General features: G+C 56.9%; 18 protein-coding genes. 8 read left to right on the forward strand and 10 right to left on the reverse strand.

Going from position 1 to position 17570, the window contains the following annotated elements:
- Position 1: 1 nt before the first annotated feature.
- The 7 genes from H8S34_RS02705 to H8S34_RS02735 form a co-directional block, all read right to left on the reverse strand.
- Complete coding sequence (locus H8S34_RS02705) at positions 2 to 811, reverse strand: ABC transporter permease (protein WP_180956786.1); 810 nt, start codon at positions 809 to 811, stop codon at positions 2 to 4.
- The gene (rfbD, locus tag H8S34_RS02710; RefSeq protein ID WP_186962967.1) at positions 808 to 1656 is read right to left on the reverse strand and encodes a dTDP-4-dehydrorhamnose reductase; all 849 of its coding nucleotides are present in this window, start codon (positions 1654 to 1656) and stop codon (positions 808 to 810) included. Before rfbD ends, H8S34_RS02705 begins: the two co-directional genes overlap by 4 nt.
- A 7-nt stretch (positions 1657 to 1663) precedes the next feature.
- Positions 1664 to 2647 carry a glycosyltransferase family 2 protein gene (locus tag H8S34_RS02715; protein WP_186962968.1) on the reverse strand — a complete coding sequence of 328 codons (984 nt, stop codon included), beginning with the start codon at positions 2645 to 2647 and terminating at the stop codon, positions 1664 to 1666.
- Positions 2622 to 3641 (reverse strand): dTDP-glucose 4,6-dehydratase, encoded by a 1020-nt coding sequence (gene rfbB / locus H8S34_RS02720; RefSeq protein ID WP_186962969.1) that lies wholly within the window; start codon positions 3639 to 3641, stop codon positions 2622 to 2624. Before rfbB ends, H8S34_RS02715 begins: the two co-directional genes overlap by 26 nt.
- 12 nt (positions 3642 to 3653) lie before the next feature.
- Positions 3654 to 4199 (reverse strand): dTDP-4-dehydrorhamnose 3,5-epimerase, encoded by a 546-nt coding sequence (gene rfbC, locus H8S34_RS02725; protein WP_101692187.1) that lies wholly within the window; start codon positions 4197 to 4199, stop codon positions 3654 to 3656.
- 15 nt (positions 4200 to 4214) lie between these two features.
- Positions 4215 to 5093 (reverse strand): glucose-1-phosphate thymidylyltransferase RfbA, encoded by an 879-nt coding sequence (rfbA, locus tag H8S34_RS02730; RefSeq protein WP_101692188.1) that lies wholly within the window; start codon positions 5091 to 5093, stop codon positions 4215 to 4217.
- 167 nt (positions 5094 to 5260) lie between these two features.
- Complete coding sequence (locus H8S34_RS02735) at positions 5261 to 5743, reverse strand: polysaccharide deacetylase family protein (RefSeq protein ID WP_366485588.1); 483 nt, start codon at positions 5741 to 5743, stop codon at positions 5261 to 5263.
- Positions 5744 to 5920: 177 nt separating this feature from the next.
- On the opposite strand from H8S34_RS02735, the gene H8S34_RS02740 reads away from it, so the two are divergent.
- The 4 genes from H8S34_RS02740 (at position 5921) to H8S34_RS02755 (ending at position 10426) form a co-directional block, all read left to right on the forward strand.
- A complete protein-coding gene (locus H8S34_RS02740) occupies positions 5921 to 6535 on the forward strand; it encodes a PHP-associated domain-containing protein (RefSeq protein WP_243207892.1) in 615 nt (204 codons plus the stop codon).
- A gap of 117 nt (positions 6536 to 6652) precedes the next feature.
- On the forward strand, positions 6653 to 7735 hold the full coding sequence (locus H8S34_RS02745) for an ABC transporter substrate-binding protein (RefSeq protein WP_101692190.1): 1083 nt from the start codon (positions 6653 to 6655) through the stop codon (positions 7733 to 7735).
- A 59-nt stretch (positions 7736 to 7794) separates the two neighbouring features.
- A complete protein-coding gene (locus H8S34_RS02750) occupies positions 7795 to 9474 on the forward strand; it encodes an ABC transporter permease (protein WP_186962970.1) in 1680 nt (559 codons plus the stop codon).
- Positions 9458 to 10426, forward strand: a complete 969-nt coding sequence (locus H8S34_RS02755) for an ABC transporter ATP-binding protein (protein ID WP_186962971.1) — start codon at positions 9458 to 9460, stop codon at positions 10424 to 10426. The genes H8S34_RS02750 and H8S34_RS02755 overlap by 17 nt, the downstream gene beginning before the upstream one ends.
- A gap of 77 nt (positions 10427 to 10503) precedes the next feature.
- Here H8S34_RS02755 and H8S34_RS02760 read toward each other — a convergent pair whose 3' ends face one another.
- The gene (locus H8S34_RS02760) at positions 10504 to 11619 is read right to left on the reverse strand and encodes an MBL fold metallo-hydrolase (RefSeq protein WP_186962972.1); all 1116 of its coding nucleotides are present in this window, start codon (positions 11617 to 11619) and stop codon (positions 10504 to 10506) included.
- Positions 11620 to 11884: 265 nt separating this feature from the next.
- Between H8S34_RS02760 and H8S34_RS02765 the strand changes: the two genes are divergently transcribed.
- The gene (locus H8S34_RS02765) at positions 11885 to 12352 is read left to right on the forward strand and encodes an HAD family hydrolase (RefSeq protein ID WP_101692194.1); all 468 of its coding nucleotides are present in this window, start codon (positions 11885 to 11887) and stop codon (positions 12350 to 12352) included.
- Positions 12353 to 12425: 73 nt separating this feature from the next.
- On the opposite strand, the gene H8S34_RS02770 is transcribed toward H8S34_RS02765, so the two are convergent.
- Both H8S34_RS02770 and H8S34_RS02775 read right to left on the reverse strand, forming a co-directional pair.
- Complete coding sequence (locus H8S34_RS02770) at positions 12426 to 13328, reverse strand: NTP transferase domain-containing protein (RefSeq protein WP_186962973.1); 903 nt, start codon at positions 13326 to 13328, stop codon at positions 12426 to 12428.
- A gap of 141 nt (positions 13329 to 13469) precedes the next feature.
- Positions 13470 to 14585: an ABC transporter substrate-binding protein gene (locus tag H8S34_RS02775; protein ID WP_243207893.1), complete on the reverse strand. Its 1116-nt coding sequence runs from the start codon at positions 14583 to 14585 to the stop codon at positions 13470 to 13472.
- A gap of 207 nt (positions 14586 to 14792) precedes the next feature.
- Here H8S34_RS02775 and H8S34_RS02780 point away from each other — a divergent pair, with 207 nt between their 5' ends.
- Genes H8S34_RS02780 through H8S34_RS02790 form a run of 3 tightly spaced genes read left to right on the forward strand, consistent with a single transcriptional unit; the run spans position 14793 to position 17570 of the window.
- Entirely contained in the window at positions 14793 to 15830 is a 1038-nt protein-coding gene (locus H8S34_RS02780; protein ID WP_186962975.1) for a FecCD family ABC transporter permease, read from the forward strand.
- Position 15831: 1 nt separating this feature from the next.
- Positions 15832 to 16629: an ABC transporter ATP-binding protein gene (locus H8S34_RS02785; protein WP_101692198.1), complete on the forward strand. Its 798-nt coding sequence runs from the start codon at positions 15832 to 15834 to the stop codon at positions 16627 to 16629.
- 17 nt (positions 16630 to 16646) lie between these two features.
- On the forward strand, positions 16647 to 17570 hold the full coding sequence (locus H8S34_RS02790; protein WP_235964366.1) for a class I SAM-dependent methyltransferase: 924 nt from the start codon (positions 16647 to 16649) through the stop codon (positions 17568 to 17570).

Consider the following 17570-nt stretch of genomic DNA (forward strand, 5'->3'; position numbering starts at 1 on the left):
CCTATATTACATCCGCAAAATGAGGTCTCATCTTGCGGAACATCAGGGCTCCCGCCAAGAAAATTATCCCTGTCACAATCCAGAAGTAAAGACTTGTCCCTATTCTCTGATAAAATGGCACGCCATAGATAAAGGAGTCCCGATATCCTCTGGTAATATAAAACATTGGATTCAATTTTAAAATCATCATCAGGGCGCGAGGAATGTTATCTTCACTGTAGAAAATGGGGGTAAGCCAAAAACCAACCTGCAGTACGACCTGCACGATTTGTGTCATATCCCGAAAGAACAGGGTAATGCTCGATGTTAAAAAACCCAGTCCCAGCGTGAGTACGCACATCGCAAACATATAGTACAAGCTCTGGAGCCAGATGAGCCGCACCGGATTCCCATACAAAATGTTCATCAAAAATAAAAACACCAGGAAAAACAGGTGCAAAAACAATCCAGACAGGACTTTCACAACCGGCAATACGCTTGTTCGGAAATTCATCTTCTTCACCAGATAGGAGTATTCCGCCAAGCAGGCGCTCGAATATATGACAGTTTCAGAAAAATAAATCCAACTTATATATGCCGGTGTAAACCACAAGATAAAGGGAACATTGTCCACAGGCGGATTCTTGAATCCAACCTCAAATACAAACCAGTATACCAATATGGAAACAAGCGGCTGCACAAATGCCCAAAACGCGCCAAACACAGAGTTCGAAAATCTGGCCTTAAAATCATTTACAGCAATATCCCAGATCATCCTGCGTCGTTCAAATACATCTGAACAAAATTCCCGAAAATATTGCAATAGAATCATAGTGCGTCTATTTCCCCCAGATATTCGTATAATGCAGTTCGCCAATCTGGAAGCGGCGTCCATCCCAGTGCATCGCTCGCACTCTTGCTGAGTCGTGAATTATGCGGCCGAACTGCTTTTGTTGGATACGCGTCACTTGCAATCGGAATAACAGATACACTCCGGTTGGCGATATGGAAAATCTCCCGGGCAAATTCCGCCCACGAACAAATTCCAGAATTGGTCAAATGATAGATCCCATAGTTTTTACTGTTGATTATATCACATATCGCTTGTGCTGCATGCCTGGTATAGGTTGGCGATCCAATCTGGTCATCGACGACACGGATGGTCTGATGTTGCTCCGCCAGTCTCAGCATTGTCTTTACAAAATTGTTCCCATGCTCTCCGAAAACCCACGAAATGCGCACAATGAAATATTGCTCCAGAAGTTCCTGTACCGCCAGTTCGCCCTCCAGCTTTGACTTTCCATAAACATTCAGCGGGCCTTTGGGATCGTCAACCTCATAGAACTGTTCTCCCGTTCCAGGAAACACATAGTCGGTGGAAATATAGAGCATTTTTGCATGTAGTTTCTGACACGCTTGTGCGATATTGCGCGTACCATTCCCATTGACCGCAAAAGCCTTTTCCGCTTCCTCTTCCGCCTGATCCACTTTTGTATAGGCCGCACAATGGATCACCATGTCCGGTTTATACGCCATAACAAAATCCAAGACCGCTTGTGGGTCTGTAATGTCCATTTCTTTCGAGGACACCCCGCAATTTTCAACCCCACGAGCGGTCAGTTCCCTGCACACATCATAGCCAAGCTGGCCACTGGCACCAGTTACCAATACTTTCATTTTTCCCTCACACTAAATTTCGCTTTCCAAGCTCTACAAATTTGCAAAACAGCCATTCCGGCATATGGCACGCAACGATTTCAAACAGAGAGGGCAGCTGACTGAATTTACGGTATCTCCAAACCAGCATCGCTCCACCGCGATGATTCCAGTTTCTCTGCCGCGCCTCCAGCCAGCACAGCCGCGCCTCAATTTCCTTTTTCATCTTGGCACAACAAGGAAAATTCTCCTTTAGCCAAGCCATGCGGCAATATGCGGCATCAATCCGAACTCTTCCGTAACTGGCTTTATCGTAAACGCCAGCCAGCAATCCGGTTTGGTTCCCACCGTGAATCCGGTAGCGGATCAGCGGCTTTTCTACGGAAATAATCGCACCTTGCTCTGCGCACCAGAGTGCTAAATAATGGTCATGTACCATATAGGGACAAAAAGGTGCTGCACGTTTCCCCAATTTTGCCTGGAGCAACATGGTACATCCCGTTACAAAATTATGCGTCAGCAGCCCTGCCGCCAATTCCTTACCCGAATGAAATACATGATGCTTTCGAACCTTGGTAATGCTGTCGGCTATCTGCGCTCCTTTTCCATCAATGATATACATATCTGAGCAGGACAGCAGCGCTCCGCTTTCGCTCATCGCTCTTTCTAATATCTCCAGCTTTTCCGGCAACCACACATCGTCCTGATCGCAATAGGCAAAGTAGTCTCCCTCTGCCTCCTGCGTTAACCGCTCAAATGTCCGGTTGGAACCCAAGTTCTTCTCATTGCGCTGAACCACGTATGGAAACGCCGAAATACACTCCTGCAAACAGGACTGTATTTCTTCATACGGCACCGTCGGAGAGCAGTCGTCCCGAACGTACAGCATCAGATTCGGATAGGTCTGTGCATTCAGGGAACATAACTGCTCCCGCAGCCAGTCCATTCGCGGCTCATAAACGGCCATCAAAATGGCAATACGCGGTTTATCGGTTTGCGTACATCCGCTCATAGTAGTTCTGATACTCTCCATTGATGATGTTTTCCCACCAAGACCGGTTGTCCAGATACCACCGAATGGTCTTTGGGATTCCGTCGGCAAACTTGGTGGCCGGCAGCCACCCCAGCTCCCGATGGATCTTCGCCGGGTCAATGGCATAGCGCATATCGTGACCCTTGCGGTCGGTCACATAGGTAATCAGAGACTCAGGCTTGTCCAGCGCTTTCAGAATGATTTTTACAATATCGATATTGCGCATCTCATTGTGGCCGCCAATGTTGTAGACCTGCCCCACCCGGCCTTTTTCCAAAATGAGGTCAATGGCCGCACAGTGGTCTTCCACATACAGCCAATCCCGCACGTTCAGCCCCTCTCCGTATACCGGCAGAGGCTTGTCCGCCAGGGTATTTGCAATCATCAGCGGGATAAGCTTCTCCGGGAACTGATAGGGGCCATAGTTATTGGAGCAGCGGGAGATGGTAATGGGCATGCCATACGTGCGATGATATGCATTGCACAGGAGGTCTGCCGATGCCTTGGACGCAGAGTAGGGAGAAGAGGTATGCAGCGGTGTCTCCTCCGTAAAAAACAGGTCCGGCCGATCCAGCGGCAGATCGCCGTATACCTCATCGGTAGAGACCTGATGATAGCGGGCCACACCGTACTTCCGGCTGACATCCAGCAGCACCTGCGTGCCCATAACGTTGGTTTCCAGGAACACCGCCGGGTTTTCAATGGACCGGTCCACATGACTCTCGGCCGCAAAATTCACCACCACATCCGGCTTTTCCTCCGCAAAAATCCGATCCATTTCACTGCGGTCGGCAATATCTGCCCGAATAAAGTGAAATTTGGGATCATCCATCACAGAGGCCAATGTCTCCAGGTTTCCGGCATAGGTGAGTTTATCAATGCATACCAGGTCATAGTCCGGGTGAGCCTTGCGCATATAAAAAATAAAATTGCTGCCAATAAAGCCGGCGCCGCCGGTAATGAGCATTTTCATAACGGCTCCTCCTTAAAATCCGGTCTCGGCGTCTTTCAGCCAGGGAGCATTCTGGTCCTTCTGAGACAGGATCGGATTTTCTACCCCCCAGTCAATGGCAAGCTCCGGGTCATTCCAGCGGATACCGCCGTCGGCTTCCGGCGCATAATTATTATCCGCTTTGTAGAGAAACTCCACATGATCCGTCAAGGTCACAAAGCCATGGCCAAAGCCACGGGGAATCAGCAGCTGGCGCTTGTTCTCCTCGGACAGCTCCACCGCCACCCACTGCTTATAGGTGGGACTGGCCGGACGCAAGTCCACCGCCACATCCAGCACGGCGCCCCGGGCGCAGCGCACCAGCTTGGCCTGGGCCTTGTCCCCTTTTTGGAAATGGATCCCTCGCAGCGTCCCCTTTACCGTGGAGGAAGAGTGATTATCCTGCACAAAGTCGTAAAAAAGGCCTGCCTTTTCAAACTCACGCTTGGACCAGCTCTCCATAAAAAAACCACGATGGTCTCCAAACACCTTCGGCTCCACAATCAGGACGCCATCCAGCTTTGTCTTGATAAATTCCATTCCGATATACGCTCCTTAATAGAGGATTTTATTGTCGGCCACCGCACGCAGGTGTGCCCCATATGGAGACTTCCCATAGTTTTCAGCAGAAGCAAGTAGCGTCTCCCGGTCGATCCAGCCATTTCGGTAAGCAATCTCCTCCAGCGCCGCAATCTTGGTATCCGTCCTCGTCTCAATGACCCGGACAAATTCCGTGGCCTCTGCCAGGGAGTCCACTGTCCCCGTATCCAGCCAGGCATAACCCCGGCCCAACGTAATGACATTCAGGGTCTCTTCTTCCAGATAGATTCGATTCAGATCGGTAATCTCCAACTCCCCGCGCGCGGAGGGCTGAAGCTCCTTGGCACGCTGGCAAACTTTCTGGTCGTAGAAGTAAAGTCCGGTTACCGCATAGTTGGATTTGGGGTTCTTTGGCTTTTCTTCCAGCGACACCGCCTTGCCGGAAGCGTCAAATTCCACCACACCGAATCGCTGGGGATCCTCCACATAGTAGCCAAATACGGTCGCCCCGGTTTCCTGACTTGCGGCACGTTTGAGATGGGCCGTCAGGCCCGCGCCATAGAACACATTGTCCCCTAAAATCATGGCACATCGGTCCCCGCCGATGAACTCTTCCCCCAAAATAAACGCCTGCGCCAGTCCGTCCGGCGAGGGCTGAACTTTATAGGAAAGATGAATGCCAAACTTACTGCCGTCTCCCAGCAGACGCTCAAAGTTGGGGAGATCGTGTGGGGTAGAAATGATGAGGATGTCCCGAATCCCCGCCAGCATTAGGGTAGAGAGTGGATAATAGACCATGGGTTTATCATAAATGGGGAGCAGCTGCTTGGAAGTTACCATCGTAAGCGGATACAAACGCGTTCCGCTGCCACCGGCCAATACAATACCTTTCATTCTGACGTTGCCTCCATTAGCAATATGATAGGAGATCCATACATCCTTATATGAGATGAAAGCCTTCTTTCCTCTCTAAGAACAATTTTGCCCCACTAGATACGCAAATAGCATTATCTATGCTTAATCTTTCGCACACTTTTATGACTATTGATTATACCATAGGCCTATCTCAGGCGCAATAAAAATCCCCTTGCCGTTCCATCGTTGCTCTTTGCCAGTAAAAGGTCTTCCCCCGTTCTCCCCCAACTCCTTGAACCTGTTTGGGACACATCCACATCCCACTGGATGGGCTCCATACCGATGGAGCGGATGGTCGAAATCACGGTATTGTTATACTCTCCGTAGGGTGGCCGGATCAGGGTGGGCCGGACTCCCGTCACCGCTTCGATCTTATCATTGCAGGCCTCCACATCCGCCACGATCTCCTCCCGGGAGAGCTGATTCATATGTGCGTGTGAATTGGAGTGATTCATCACCTCATGTCCGGCGTCATGGAGCGCCTTGACCGATTCCGGATAGCGGTCCACCCAGTCCCCCACGACAAAGAACGTCGCCTTGACCTGATACTGCTCCAGAATATCGATCAGCTGCTGGGTGTCCTCGTTCCCCCAGGGTGATGGAAACTTGCGGCGCTCTATCTTTCTCACTTGTTGATTTTCAGAAGTTTCCTATTACATTTTTCGATATATCATTTTATCTTCATTGACGAATCCAATTGGTATTTCTCCCGCCGAGATGGTACAATCTATTGGACTTATTCCGCCCTACTGTCTCTGACTTCTATATTCTTCCCCAAAGGCAGGCGATACGACATGTTCCTTGATATGCACATCCATGAATCCACCTGTTCCAGTGACAGCCGCATGACGTTGGCTGAAATTGTGGAAACCGCAAAGATCAAAGGGCTGGACGGCGTCTGCATTACCGACCACGACAGTATGGGGCTCCGGGAACAGGCTGAGGCATACAGCCGTGAAATTGGATTTCCCATTTTTGTCGGTGTGGAGTACTACTCTCTCTGGGGCGATATCACCGCATTTGGAATTGATACGTTTCCCGATACCCGCATCCCCGCCCAGGACTTTATCGACCAGGTCAATGCGGCAGGGGGCTTCTGTGTGGCCTGCCACCCCTTCCGCAGCAACAATCGGGGATTAAAGGAGCATCTGCGGGATGTCCACGGTCTCCACGGCGTGGAAGTGCTCAACGGCAGTACCGACCTTGCCGCCAATCGCCTGGCCCTTGCTCGGTGTCGGGAGCTGGGTCTGGCCGCCATCGGCGCCAGCGACGCCCACTGGACCAGCCAGGTGGGCGTCTATGCCACCTATGTCCCCGGCCATCCCAGGACCATCTCCGAACTGGTGCAGGCACTGCATCAGGGCGGTGTGCACCCGGCGATCTGGGAGAACGATGGTTATCGAATCGCGGACACCTTTTGACCCTGTCCGCCGTGTATGTCCCCTGCCTGCCATGACGCAGACAGGGGACTTCCTCTGGACAAAGTCAAGAACCGCGTTTGGATAAAATGTAAGGAAAAGAGTAAGGAGAAGAAACACATGAACCAAAAGATTGCTGCCTCCGCAGCCGCAGCCGCCCTCCTGGCAGGTCTCCTGTCCGGATGTACCCCTGCATCGGAGCCCTCCAGCCAGCCGGCCCAGTCCGCCTCCCCTGCCCCCACCGAGACTGCCGCTGAGAAGCCCTATGAGGGTACCACCCTCAACGTCATGCTGGCCTACGGCGGCGCCGAGGCCTCCTTTGACGCCTTCACCGAGAAGACCGGTATTAAGGTAGAGTATGTAGAGATCTCCACCGGTAAGGCTCTGGCCCAGCTCCAGGCCGAAAACGGCAACACCACTGCCGACATCTGGTTCGGCGGCGGCGTGGACAGCTATATTGCCGCCACCGATCTGGGCTATCTGGAGCAGTATGTCTCTCCGGAGGCGGAAAACATCAACCCCGCTTACAGCGACAAGGACGGCTACTGGACCGGTCTGGCTCTTGTCCCCGCCGGCTTCCTGGTCAACAACGACGTCCTCGCCGAGCGCAACCTGGAGGCACCCAAGACCTGGGAGGACCTGGCCAAACCCGAGTACAAGGGTGAGATCATCATGGCCTCTCCCGCCATCTCCGGCACCCAGTATGCCATCCTCAACGGCACCATCCAGGCATATGGTGAGGAGAAGGGCTGGGAAGTCTGGCGCGGCATCAATGAGAATGTGGACTTTTACGCCCAGGGCGGCGGCGAGCCCGGTCCCAAGTGCGCTGCCGGTGAGTTCGGCATCGCTGTCCTGGCCATGACCGGCGGTACCTTCGCCATGGAGGATGAGTTCCCGGTCACCGCTCTCTATCCCGAGGACATGATCCCCTGGACCCCCGCTCCCATCGCCATCTTCAAGAGCTCGGAAAACAAGGAGGCCGCCAAGGTCTTTGTAGACTACATGCTCTCCAAGGAGGGACAGGAGGCCCTGCGTGAGGCTGACGCCCGTATCATGGCCCGCTCGGATGTGGAGATCCCCGCTGAGATCGGCAATGTGGACACCAGCAAGCTCATCGAGCAGGATGTGCGCCTCTTCGGCAGCCAGCGGGAAGACCTGCTGGCCAAGTGGGATGCGCTGGCCGGTGACAAGGAGTCCAACTAATCAAACCCGGGTCGGACAGGCTGCAGCAACAGCCTGTCCGCCTTTTTGTGAGGGATACTATGAAACATCCTGACACCCTATCTTCCCCTCTGCGCTACCGGGCGGCCGCCTGTCTGGACCGTATGCTCCTGCTCCTGGTGCTGGCCGGCGTAGCCCTCTTTATCCTCTATCCCATCGTCTCCGTGGTGGCCACCAGCCTGTTCCGGGACGGACAATTTACGCTGGAATACTATCAGGCCCTTTTTACCGAAAAAAACGCGGGTCTGATCCGGAACAGCCTTTTTGTGGCCACCCTCTCTTCGCTCGGCAGCGTGACCCTCTCCTTCCTCATCGCGCTGAATGTATACACACTGCGGGGACGCAGCGGCTCCCTCATCCGGAGCGGCCTTCTGCTGACCATGATCTCCCCGCCTTTTGTCTCGGCGCTGGCCTATATCATGCTCTTTGGCCGGAGAGGGATCATCACTCATCAGCTCCTGGGGCTCAGCATCAACCCATACGGCTGGCACGGCGTGGTCATCCTCCAGATCATCGGGAGCATCTCCTTTGCCACACTGATGCTCCTCACCGCCTTCGACCACCTGGACGCCCGGCTGATCCTCGCCTCCCGGGATCTGGGCGCCTCGCCCGGGGAGACCCTGCGGCATGTGATTCTTCCCTTGATACGTCCCGCACTGCTCTCCGTTTTGCTGATGCTCTTTACCATGAATCTGGCGGATTTCGGCACGCCCATCGTTATTGGCGGAAGCTTTCGTGTCCTGGCCACAGAGGCCTACCTCCAGGTGATCTCCTCCTCTAATCTGGGACGGGCTTCGGCTATCAGCGTCATGATGGTCCCCGCAGCAGCGGCGGCTTTCTACTGCTACAGCCGCGCCATGAAGCAGGAAGAGCGCGTCCGCATGGACGGACGGGACTCCGCTGTTCCCACGCCCTACACCCCCTCCCGTCCCATTGCCCTCCTGGCTCGGGGCGCCACGGTGCTCTTTTTCGCTGTCATGGCGCTGAAATACGGCATGATCCTGCTCTCCTCCCTCTCCAACACCGCCAGCGGCACACTCACATTTACGCTGAAATACTGGGGAGATCTGCCCCGCTCTCAGTGGAGCTCCTTTGGCCACAGCCTGGTCTATTCCGCTGTGGCGGCCGCCGGAGCTGCCTTTCTGGGTATCCTGCTCTCCTATTTCACCACCCGCCGAAAACTGCCGGGAATGCGCGCGGTGGAGTTTATGGCCTCCCTCCCCTACATCATTCCGGGGACCTTCTTCGGCCTGGGCTATGTAGCCGCCTTCAGCCATGAGCCCATCTATATCCGGGGGACGGCGGGGATTCTGATCCTGAACATGCTCTTCCGGCAGGTCTCGCTGACCAATAAGAGTGCCAACGCCCACTTTGCCACCCTGAATTCCAATCTGGAACATGCCGCCCGGGATCTGGGCGCCAACCGTCTCCAGATCCTCTTCGGCGTACTCTTCCCCATTCTCCGCTCCTCCTTTGTCACTGGCTTTGTCTCCATTTTTACCTCCTGCATGACATCGGTGGGAGCCGTGATCTTCCTGATCTCACCGGGCAAGAATCTGGCCAGTGCCGAGCTCTTCCAGTCCATTGAGAATGGCCGCTATGGGGTCGCATCGGTCCAGGCTGTCCTGCTCATTCTGGTCACAGTCGGCATCAACCTGGCCTTTACCGCCGGCAGCAAACGCACCAAACAGAGGAGGAAACCATATGTTTTTACAGCTTAAGGGGCTGAAAAAGCTCTACGACGGCTCCAAGGGCCTCTCCCATCTGGATCTGGAGATCGAAGCGGGCTCTTTTGTCACCCTTTTGGGGCCCTCCGGCTGCGGAAAGACCACCACCCTGCACCTTCTGGGCGGCTTTCTCACGCCGGACGCCGGGCAGATTCTCTTGGAGGGGCAGGATCTGGTCCCCCTCCCGCCTGAGCGCCGTCCGGTGTCCACCGTCTTTCAGAGCTATGCCCTCTTCCCCCATTTGAATGTGCTGGAGAACGTCTCCTACGGCCTGCGCTTCTTCCGGCGCCTGAAAAAGCGGGAGGCCGCCGCGGCCGCCCTGGAGCAGCTGCACGCGGTGGGCCTGGAGGGATATGAGCACACGCCGGTCAGCGCTCTGTCCGGCGGACAGCAACAGCGGGTGGCTCTGGCCCGGGCCATGGCCACCGGCCCCAAAATCCTGCTGCTGGACGAGCCTCTCTCCAATCTGGACGCCGCCCTGCGGGTCCAGCTGCGTGAGGAGCTCAAGGAACTCCAGCGGCGGCTGAACATTACCATGATCTTTGTGACCCACGACCAAGAGGAGGCCCTCAGCCTCTCCGACCAGATCGTGGTGATGGACCAAGGCAAGGCCGTCCAGACCGGCACGCCCCGGGAGATCTACTTCCAGCCCCAGAACCGCTACGTTGCCTCTTTTGTGGGCAAGGCCAACTACATTCCCTATCAGGGACAGCAGGTCCTGGTCCGCCCGGAGGAGATCCGGCTGACTGCCGACCCGGCGGGCAGCTTTCTGATCGGCCAGGCCAGTTTCATGGGCGCGCACACTCTGTATGTCCTGCACCGGGGCGAAGAGACGCTCTATGTGGATCTCTCCGGCCAGGCAGGAAGCCGCTTTGCTATTGGCGCTCGTGTACGGGCCGAGTGGACTCCAGCCGCTTCAGAGAAGAGCGGCCCGATCTCCCTTTGACCCACTCCATCCAAATCTGCTGCACTGCAAAGAGAGACCGCCCGATGGGCGGTCTCTCTTCTCTTTGAATATGCTAATTATTCCACCGTATAGACGCTTCCCGTCGTATTGAGGAAGGTCTGCTCCGGCATCTGCTCCTGGAACATGGCGGTTGCCTTGGGTCCGGTGCAGTGAGACAGGCCGATCTGCTGTACGCCCAGCTCCTTGAAGCGGTCGATGGTCTCCTGGATGGTCGCCTCGTCCGCGTCCAGCAGGTGGAAGCCGCCAATCACCGCATACACCTTTTCGCCCGAGCGCTCCTGGATGGTATTGACGATGTTCAGGATTCCGCTGTGCGAGCAGCCGGAGAGGATCACAAGACCCTTGCTGGTCTCCACCGCGACTGCGACCTCTTCGTCAAAATCGTCCACCTCGTAGGTGCCGTCCTCCCCCTTCTCCAGCATGTTGGGAGCCAGCTGGAAGGACGGGTCCTTGTCGAACGAGCCGTAGACCGTTACGCCGTCAGCGATCTTGACACTGCTGGTATCCAGGTACTCAATGGCAACGCCCCGGTCCAGCAGGTCCTGCTCGTCAAAGTTGATGCCCACAGGGAAGTAACCCTTGGTTCCATCCGTAAAGTCAAACTTCTGTCCCACCGAATCGTAATAGTATTTGCCGTCGGCCTTATCGAAGAAGCCCTTCTTCACAAAGAGAGTCTTCCCCTCGGCGCCGTAGGTATCAAAATAGGGAGTCACACCGCCGCAGTGGTCATAGTGGGTGTGGCTGAGGACCATCTTATTGCAGTCAGCCAGGTCGATCTTCATGGCCTGGGCATTTTTCAGGAACTGGCCCGCCTTGGCGGTATCAAAGATGATCTTATCGTTGCCGGTCTCTATGATGGCGGAAAATCCGAACTCCTTCTCCAGCGCCTCATTGCTGCCGTTGTTGTTCTCCGCCAGGGTGGTGATCTTTACCTCATCCTCCCGGGTAATGCGGATCGTGGAGCTCTCCTGGTCAAATTCCACCTGAAATCCCAACCCTTCTGCCAGTGCACGCAGGCCAATGGTGGTGACGCCGTTGACGGTATTGCCCGCCAGCTCCGTCTCCTCCCCATTGATGAAAATGGGATACATGGACCTGGCTCCTGCCGTTGCCCCCAGTCCCAGCGCCAGCGTACACGCCAGTACCGCAGCTGCCTGTCTCTTGTGCTTCATAAAATTTTCTCCTTTCCCAGGCCGACACACCCGGCCTTTCTCCGCCTTCCAGTATAGCTTTGGTGAATGAGGAGTTCAAATTGTTCTCCTCTCTATTCTCACCGCCAAATATAGATGGTTGCAAAGTCTCCTTCATCCGCCATTTTCCCTCATATTTCGCTTGCCGCCGGGCGCCCGCTCTGCTATCCTGAGAGCAGAGCGAAACGCTCTGTTTCCTCCCCCTTCTTCCTCATGCACCATAGATCATCCAAAGGAGAAGACCGATATGCTCACCATTGCGATCCCCGGTCGGGAACCCCTCCATCTCACCCATTTGCTTCTGGACTACAACGGGACCATCGCCCTGGATGGTCAGCTGATTCCCGCGGTAAAACCCAGACTGGAGGCTCTCAGCCGCAGTCTGGATATCTCAGTCATCACCGCCGATACCCATGGGACCGCCCAGCGGGAGTGCGCCGGACTTCCGGTCGCCGTCAAGGTCTTTCCCACCGACCACGTAGCCGAGATCAAGGCCTCCGAGGCCCGCTCTCTGTCCGGGGGCGTGGTCTGCATCGGCAACGGCTATAACGATATCCGGATGGCCGATCAGGCCGCACTCTCCATCTGTGTCATGGGGCAGGAGGGCTGCTGCGCCGCTCTCCTCGGCCATGCGGACATTGTCGTGACCTCCATTACAGACGCGCTGGACCTTCTGCTCAAACCCCAGCGCATCCGGGCCACTCTGCGCACCTAGCCGCCCGTTCCACACCGCAAAAAAACGACGCTTTCCCGCGGCCTGACCGACCGGGAAAGCGTCGTTTTCATCTTTAAAAATATTTGGAAAAGAGCTGGGTGAGATACTCCTCCGCCTCCTGACAAAAGGCGCCGTAGGTTTCCATCAGCGCTTTGCCGGCCTCTGTCACAGTGGACGCTCCCCCCGATTTTCCACCCCGGGTGCGCTCCAGCACCGGGCAGTCCATATGCCGCTCCAGGTTGGAGATGATCTTCCGTCCCTTGCTGTACGAGATCCCCATGAGACGGCAGGCATCCATCAGCGAGCCCGTCTCCTCGGTCAGGTGCAGGAGCTGATGGGCGCCCGGGCCGTAGAAGGGGCGGTCCCCCAACAGCTGAAAGCGAAAGCCGGGGCGCAATCCCTGCTTCTCATAGCCGGAGATCAGATGCTCATACTTTCGTCCATCCCGGACATTGGCCAGGATGCCCTCATCGTCCACCTCCAACCGCGTCTTCTCTACGCCCGCCGCACGGATGGCGCCGGCCAGTCCGTCCGGCCCGTCATACCCCAGTACCCCCGGGATCTGCCCTGCACTCAGACGGATGGGATGGCCGCCCCGGCCGCCGCAGACCGGCACGCAGATCTCTCCCTCTGCTTCCAGCAGTCTCTTCACCGTCTCCACCGAAAAGAGCGGCACATCGGTGTGGGATATGAGCACCGCAGAGCACTTGTCCTGCAAGTAGGAAAGGCCGGTTTTGATGCTCTCCAGCATCTCTCCGGTGTGGGAGCTGTGGAGAAAGACCACGTTCATATGGGGGATCAGCTTTTCGGCCCGGTCCTCCTCGCCGTCGCAGACCACGGCAATGCGCTCCACCCCGGCCATCTGAAAGGTCAGCACGCTCCGCTTGAGGGCGCTCAGGGTTCCTACCTCTTTTTCCGGTTCAAACCGCCGTGCGCCGCCGGTCTGACCCGCGGCAATGATCAAAGCAGCTGTCATGTGCGCTCCCACCTTCTCCATGCTCTGGACTCATCTTCTCAGAATGTACCAAAATTATACCACAGATACTGCAAAAGACAACCAAAGGCAGAGATGCCCGGAGAGCGCGTTCTCCGGGCATCGGTTCTGGATACTGTTTTTTTATATCGTACCGGCGTAGAGCTGTGCCAGCTGCTCCTCGCTCAGGTCCACATGGTAGAAGAGCTGGAAGAACTCCTTGACCTCCTCGTCCACGTCATAGGGCACCCGGTCGGGATAGAGCAGCCCGGCCAGCCAGCGGATTCCCACCAGACGGTTGGGTCCCGGCGGACGGTCCACCCAGCTGAACGGCGCGTTGGGCGTGCCGTAAACCTTCCCCTCCTGTACGGCTTTGAGGGTGGCAAAATCCGGATTGCTCAAAATGGACTGGGCCGCCGCGCCGCCGCTCATGTTGGACTTGGGCTCACCATTGACCACGATCACGTCGGGGTCCCAGGCCAGCAGCTGTTCCAGAGAGATCTGGACTCTGGAGCCGTCTCCCAGCTCCAGATCGGCCACATTGACCGCTTTCACCGCGTCCAGGATGGCGCCGTGGGAGGAACCGGCCGGAGCGGTCTCCAGAGAATTTTCCCCATTTCCATAGTAGACGCGGACCTTCTCCTCCTCGGAGACATCGATGGCGGCTACATCCGCAAAGACGGCCTCAGCATACTCCGCCAGGATCTCCGCCTGCTCCTCCACGCCAAAGAGCTCTCCTATGAAGCGGTAGACCTCTGCCGCGTCCTCCAGCTCGGAGCTGACCATCACCACCGGAATACCCAGCTGCTGGGAGAGCTGATCGGCCTCGTCCTTTGTCCCCTCATTGATGGCGGAGACATGGAAGGCAATGGTGGGACCGGCCGCGATCACGGCCTCGTAGTTGACCGAATCTCCCATGCCGAAATTGGGTAGGTCGTGATACTCGGGAAGGATGATGCTCTTCTCAATGTCATTGAGCTCATAGTTCCAGCCCAGCAGTTTGTCGGGGACCAATGTGTACAGATAGATGGCCGAGACCGGTCCGGTGGAAAAGGCCGACTGGATCTCTTCCGGTACCGTCATGGTGCGCCCCGCCATATCGGTGATCTCCCGCTGTCCGGTCTGCTCGGTCTGCTGCGCGGAAGGATCTGCCGCCGGGGAAGCCGTGGGAACGGAGCTGCTCTGTGTACATCCGGCCAGCAGCGCCAGTGCCAGCAGCAGCGCCGCCAATCCCGATGTACGCCGTAAGTTACGTTTCAACGATGTGACCTCCTCTTTCTTGCTTTGGTTTCTATCCCAAATCCGACCCGGGCCCAAGTCGGAATTGACACAGCGCGGGAAATGTGTCATACTACTTCTCATCGATAGTTTTTTAAAAACATATCGACTTGATGTTTTAGACACTATCACAATCCTGTCCGGATGTCAAGCACCATTCCGTTGCAGAAAAGCGAAGGAGGCCTGGATATGCAGTTGGAATATCAGCAGGAGGAGGCGGTGATCCGCAGGCGCTACCGCCTCGTACTGGCCGGGATGTTTCTGGCCCTGGCGGCGGCCGGGCTCTTCTCCTTTGCCATCGGCTACTATCCCTTGACCCCTCAGGAAGTGTTTCAGGCCTTCCTCTCCCGCTTTGGGGCCGCCGGGGAGATTAAACCCCAGGCCGTGACCATCTTCTGGAGCATCCGCCTCCCCCGCATCCTCTCGGCCCTCTTCATCGGGGCCTCCCTCTCGGTGGCGGGGGCCACCTATCAGGGTATGTTCCGCAATCCCCTGGTCTCGCCGGATATTCTGGGGGTCTCCTCCGGGGCCAGCCTTGGGGCCGCCTTTGCTATTCTGTGCGGCTCCCCCAACTGGCTTATTCAGCTCTCGGCGTTCACCGGCGGCATTGCCGCGGTGGCATTCTCCTATCTCATCAGCCGGAAATCGGCCCATTCCCAGATCCTCAGCCTGGTGCTCACCGGCTCCATGGTCATGGCCCTGTGCAATGCCGGCGTCACCATGATCAAGTATGTTTCCGATCCCAACGACGTGCTTCAGCAGATCACGTTTTGGCTCATGGGAAGTCTGACCAAGACCAGCATGAACTCCTTCTCCTGGAGCGCGGTCCCCATGGCGGTGGGTCTCGCCATCGTCCTGCTGCTGCGCTGGCGGATCAATCTGCTGACCCTGGAGGAAGAGGAGGCCATCACGCTGGGCATCAACGTGCGCCGGCTCCGCCTGATCCTGATTCTGGCCTCCACTCTCCTCAGCGCCGCCGCCGTGTGTCTGGGCGGCATGATCGGCTGGGTTGGCCTTATGATCCCCCACATGGCCCGGGCATTGGTGGGGGTGGATTACAGCCGTCTCATTCCCGCAAGCGCCATGCTGGGCGCCCTCTATCTGCTGCTGATGGATGATCTGGCCCGCTCGATCCTCTCCATGGAGCTGCCGCTGGGCGTGGTGACCAGCATTATGGGCGCACCGTTCTTTGTCTATCTCATCATCAAGCGGAAGGAGCGCGATTGATATGCTGCTGGAAGTGGACCAGGTCCGCGGCGGATATGGCGGAAAAGACGTGGTCAAAGGGGTGAGCTGCTCCGCCGACGCGGGGGAGGTGCTCTGCCTGCTGGGACCCAATGGGTGCGGCAAGACCACTCTCTTCCGCCTGCTTCTGGGCCTTCTGCCCATCACCGGAGGGAGTATCCGGCTGGATGGACAGGATGTGCGCTCCTTTTCCCCCCGGGAGCTGGCAAGCCGTATTGCCTACATTCCCCAGTACCACACTCCCGTTTTCTCCTATACCGTGTTGGATGTGGTCCTGATGGGGCGCTCAGCCCATTTTTCCACCTTCTGTGCCCCCAAGGAGGCCGACCGCGCGGCCGCCTTTGCGGCTCTGGAAAAGCTCAACGCCGCCCACCTTGCCAACCGGAAATACACCGCGCTCAGCGGAGGACAGCGACAGCTCGTCCTGCTGGCCCGTGCCATCTGCCAGTCAGCCAAGATCTTTGTTCTGGATGAACCGGCCGCCAATCTGGACTACGCCAACCACCAGCTCCTCATGGAGGTGGTAGCCGATCTGGCCCAGAAGGGATACTGCATCGTCATGTCCACCCACAGCCCCGAGTGTCCGGCCTCCATCGGCAGCAAAGTGCTGCTGATGCAGAACGGGGAGCGCTCCGCCTTCGGAAGCCCGGAACAGGTCATCACGCCGGAGCATCTCCAGGCGGTCTATCACATTGAGATCGACGTCGCCACGGTCCATGACCGCTACGGCGCCCGGAGAACGATTTGCCTGCCAGTCCAACGGCCGGCCGCATCCTTTTGATTTGAGGAGGTACTGTTATGACACCGCTTCTCTCCACACCCTATCCCGATCTGCGGGGGGATCTGGACTATTTTCTCTCCATGCAGGAATCCCAGCCCGTGGACCGGCCCGACCACTCCGCCCAGAAGTGGGATCAGCGGGCAGACGCCTGGGAGCAGGAGGGTCCCAAGGCCCAGAAGGGGGACGCCCGCGTCCGGAGCACCATGGCCTATCTGGAAGAGCGCGGCCTGCTCCGCCCGGAATATGAGATTGCCGATATCGGCTGCGGTCCGGCCCGCTTTGCCGCCGCCTTCGCCTCCCGGGTCCGCTGGGTGACCGGCTTTGATCTCTCTCCCCGGATGGTCCACTATGGCAGCGAATACGCCCGGAAGCAGGGCGTGGAAAACCTGACCCTCCGGGTGGCCGACTTCCAGACCCTGGATGTCCAAGAGGAGGGGCTGGAGAAGGCCTTTGACCTGGTGTTCAGTTCCCTCACCCCCGCGATCCACGGGAAGCTGGGCCTCCAGAAGGTGGTGTCCATGAGCCGGGCCTACTGCTGCAACATCACCCACATCTACCGCCGCAATTCTCTGTGCCGCCGGCTCCGGGAGGAGGTCTTTCACCTGCCTCCGGAGGCCCCTACCTGGGGGATCCGCTGGTTTTACTCCCTCTTCAACGCCCTGCTGCTAATGGGCTATCTGCCTGAGACCAGCTATGATTCCCGCCTTCAGGAGCGGCGCCTCCCGCCCAGCGAGCGCTATGCCTCCCTCCTGATGGAGCACACACTGCCCCGGGAGGCCCGCACGCCGGAGCATCAGGCCCGCATCCTGGATTGGATGGAGCGCAATACCGACGCCGACGGCCTGCTCACCGAGTCCATTGAGGCCTGCTACGGCCGCATCCTGTGGGATGTGCGCGTCTCTTCCGCGCCGGAAAAAATACACACTGAGAAGGAGGTATGA

It is taken from the genome of Pseudoflavonifractor hominis (assembly GCF_014288125.1).
Classification (GTDB): domain Bacteria; phylum Bacillota; class Clostridia; order Oscillospirales; family Oscillospiraceae; genus Pseudoflavonifractor_A; species Pseudoflavonifractor_A gallinarum.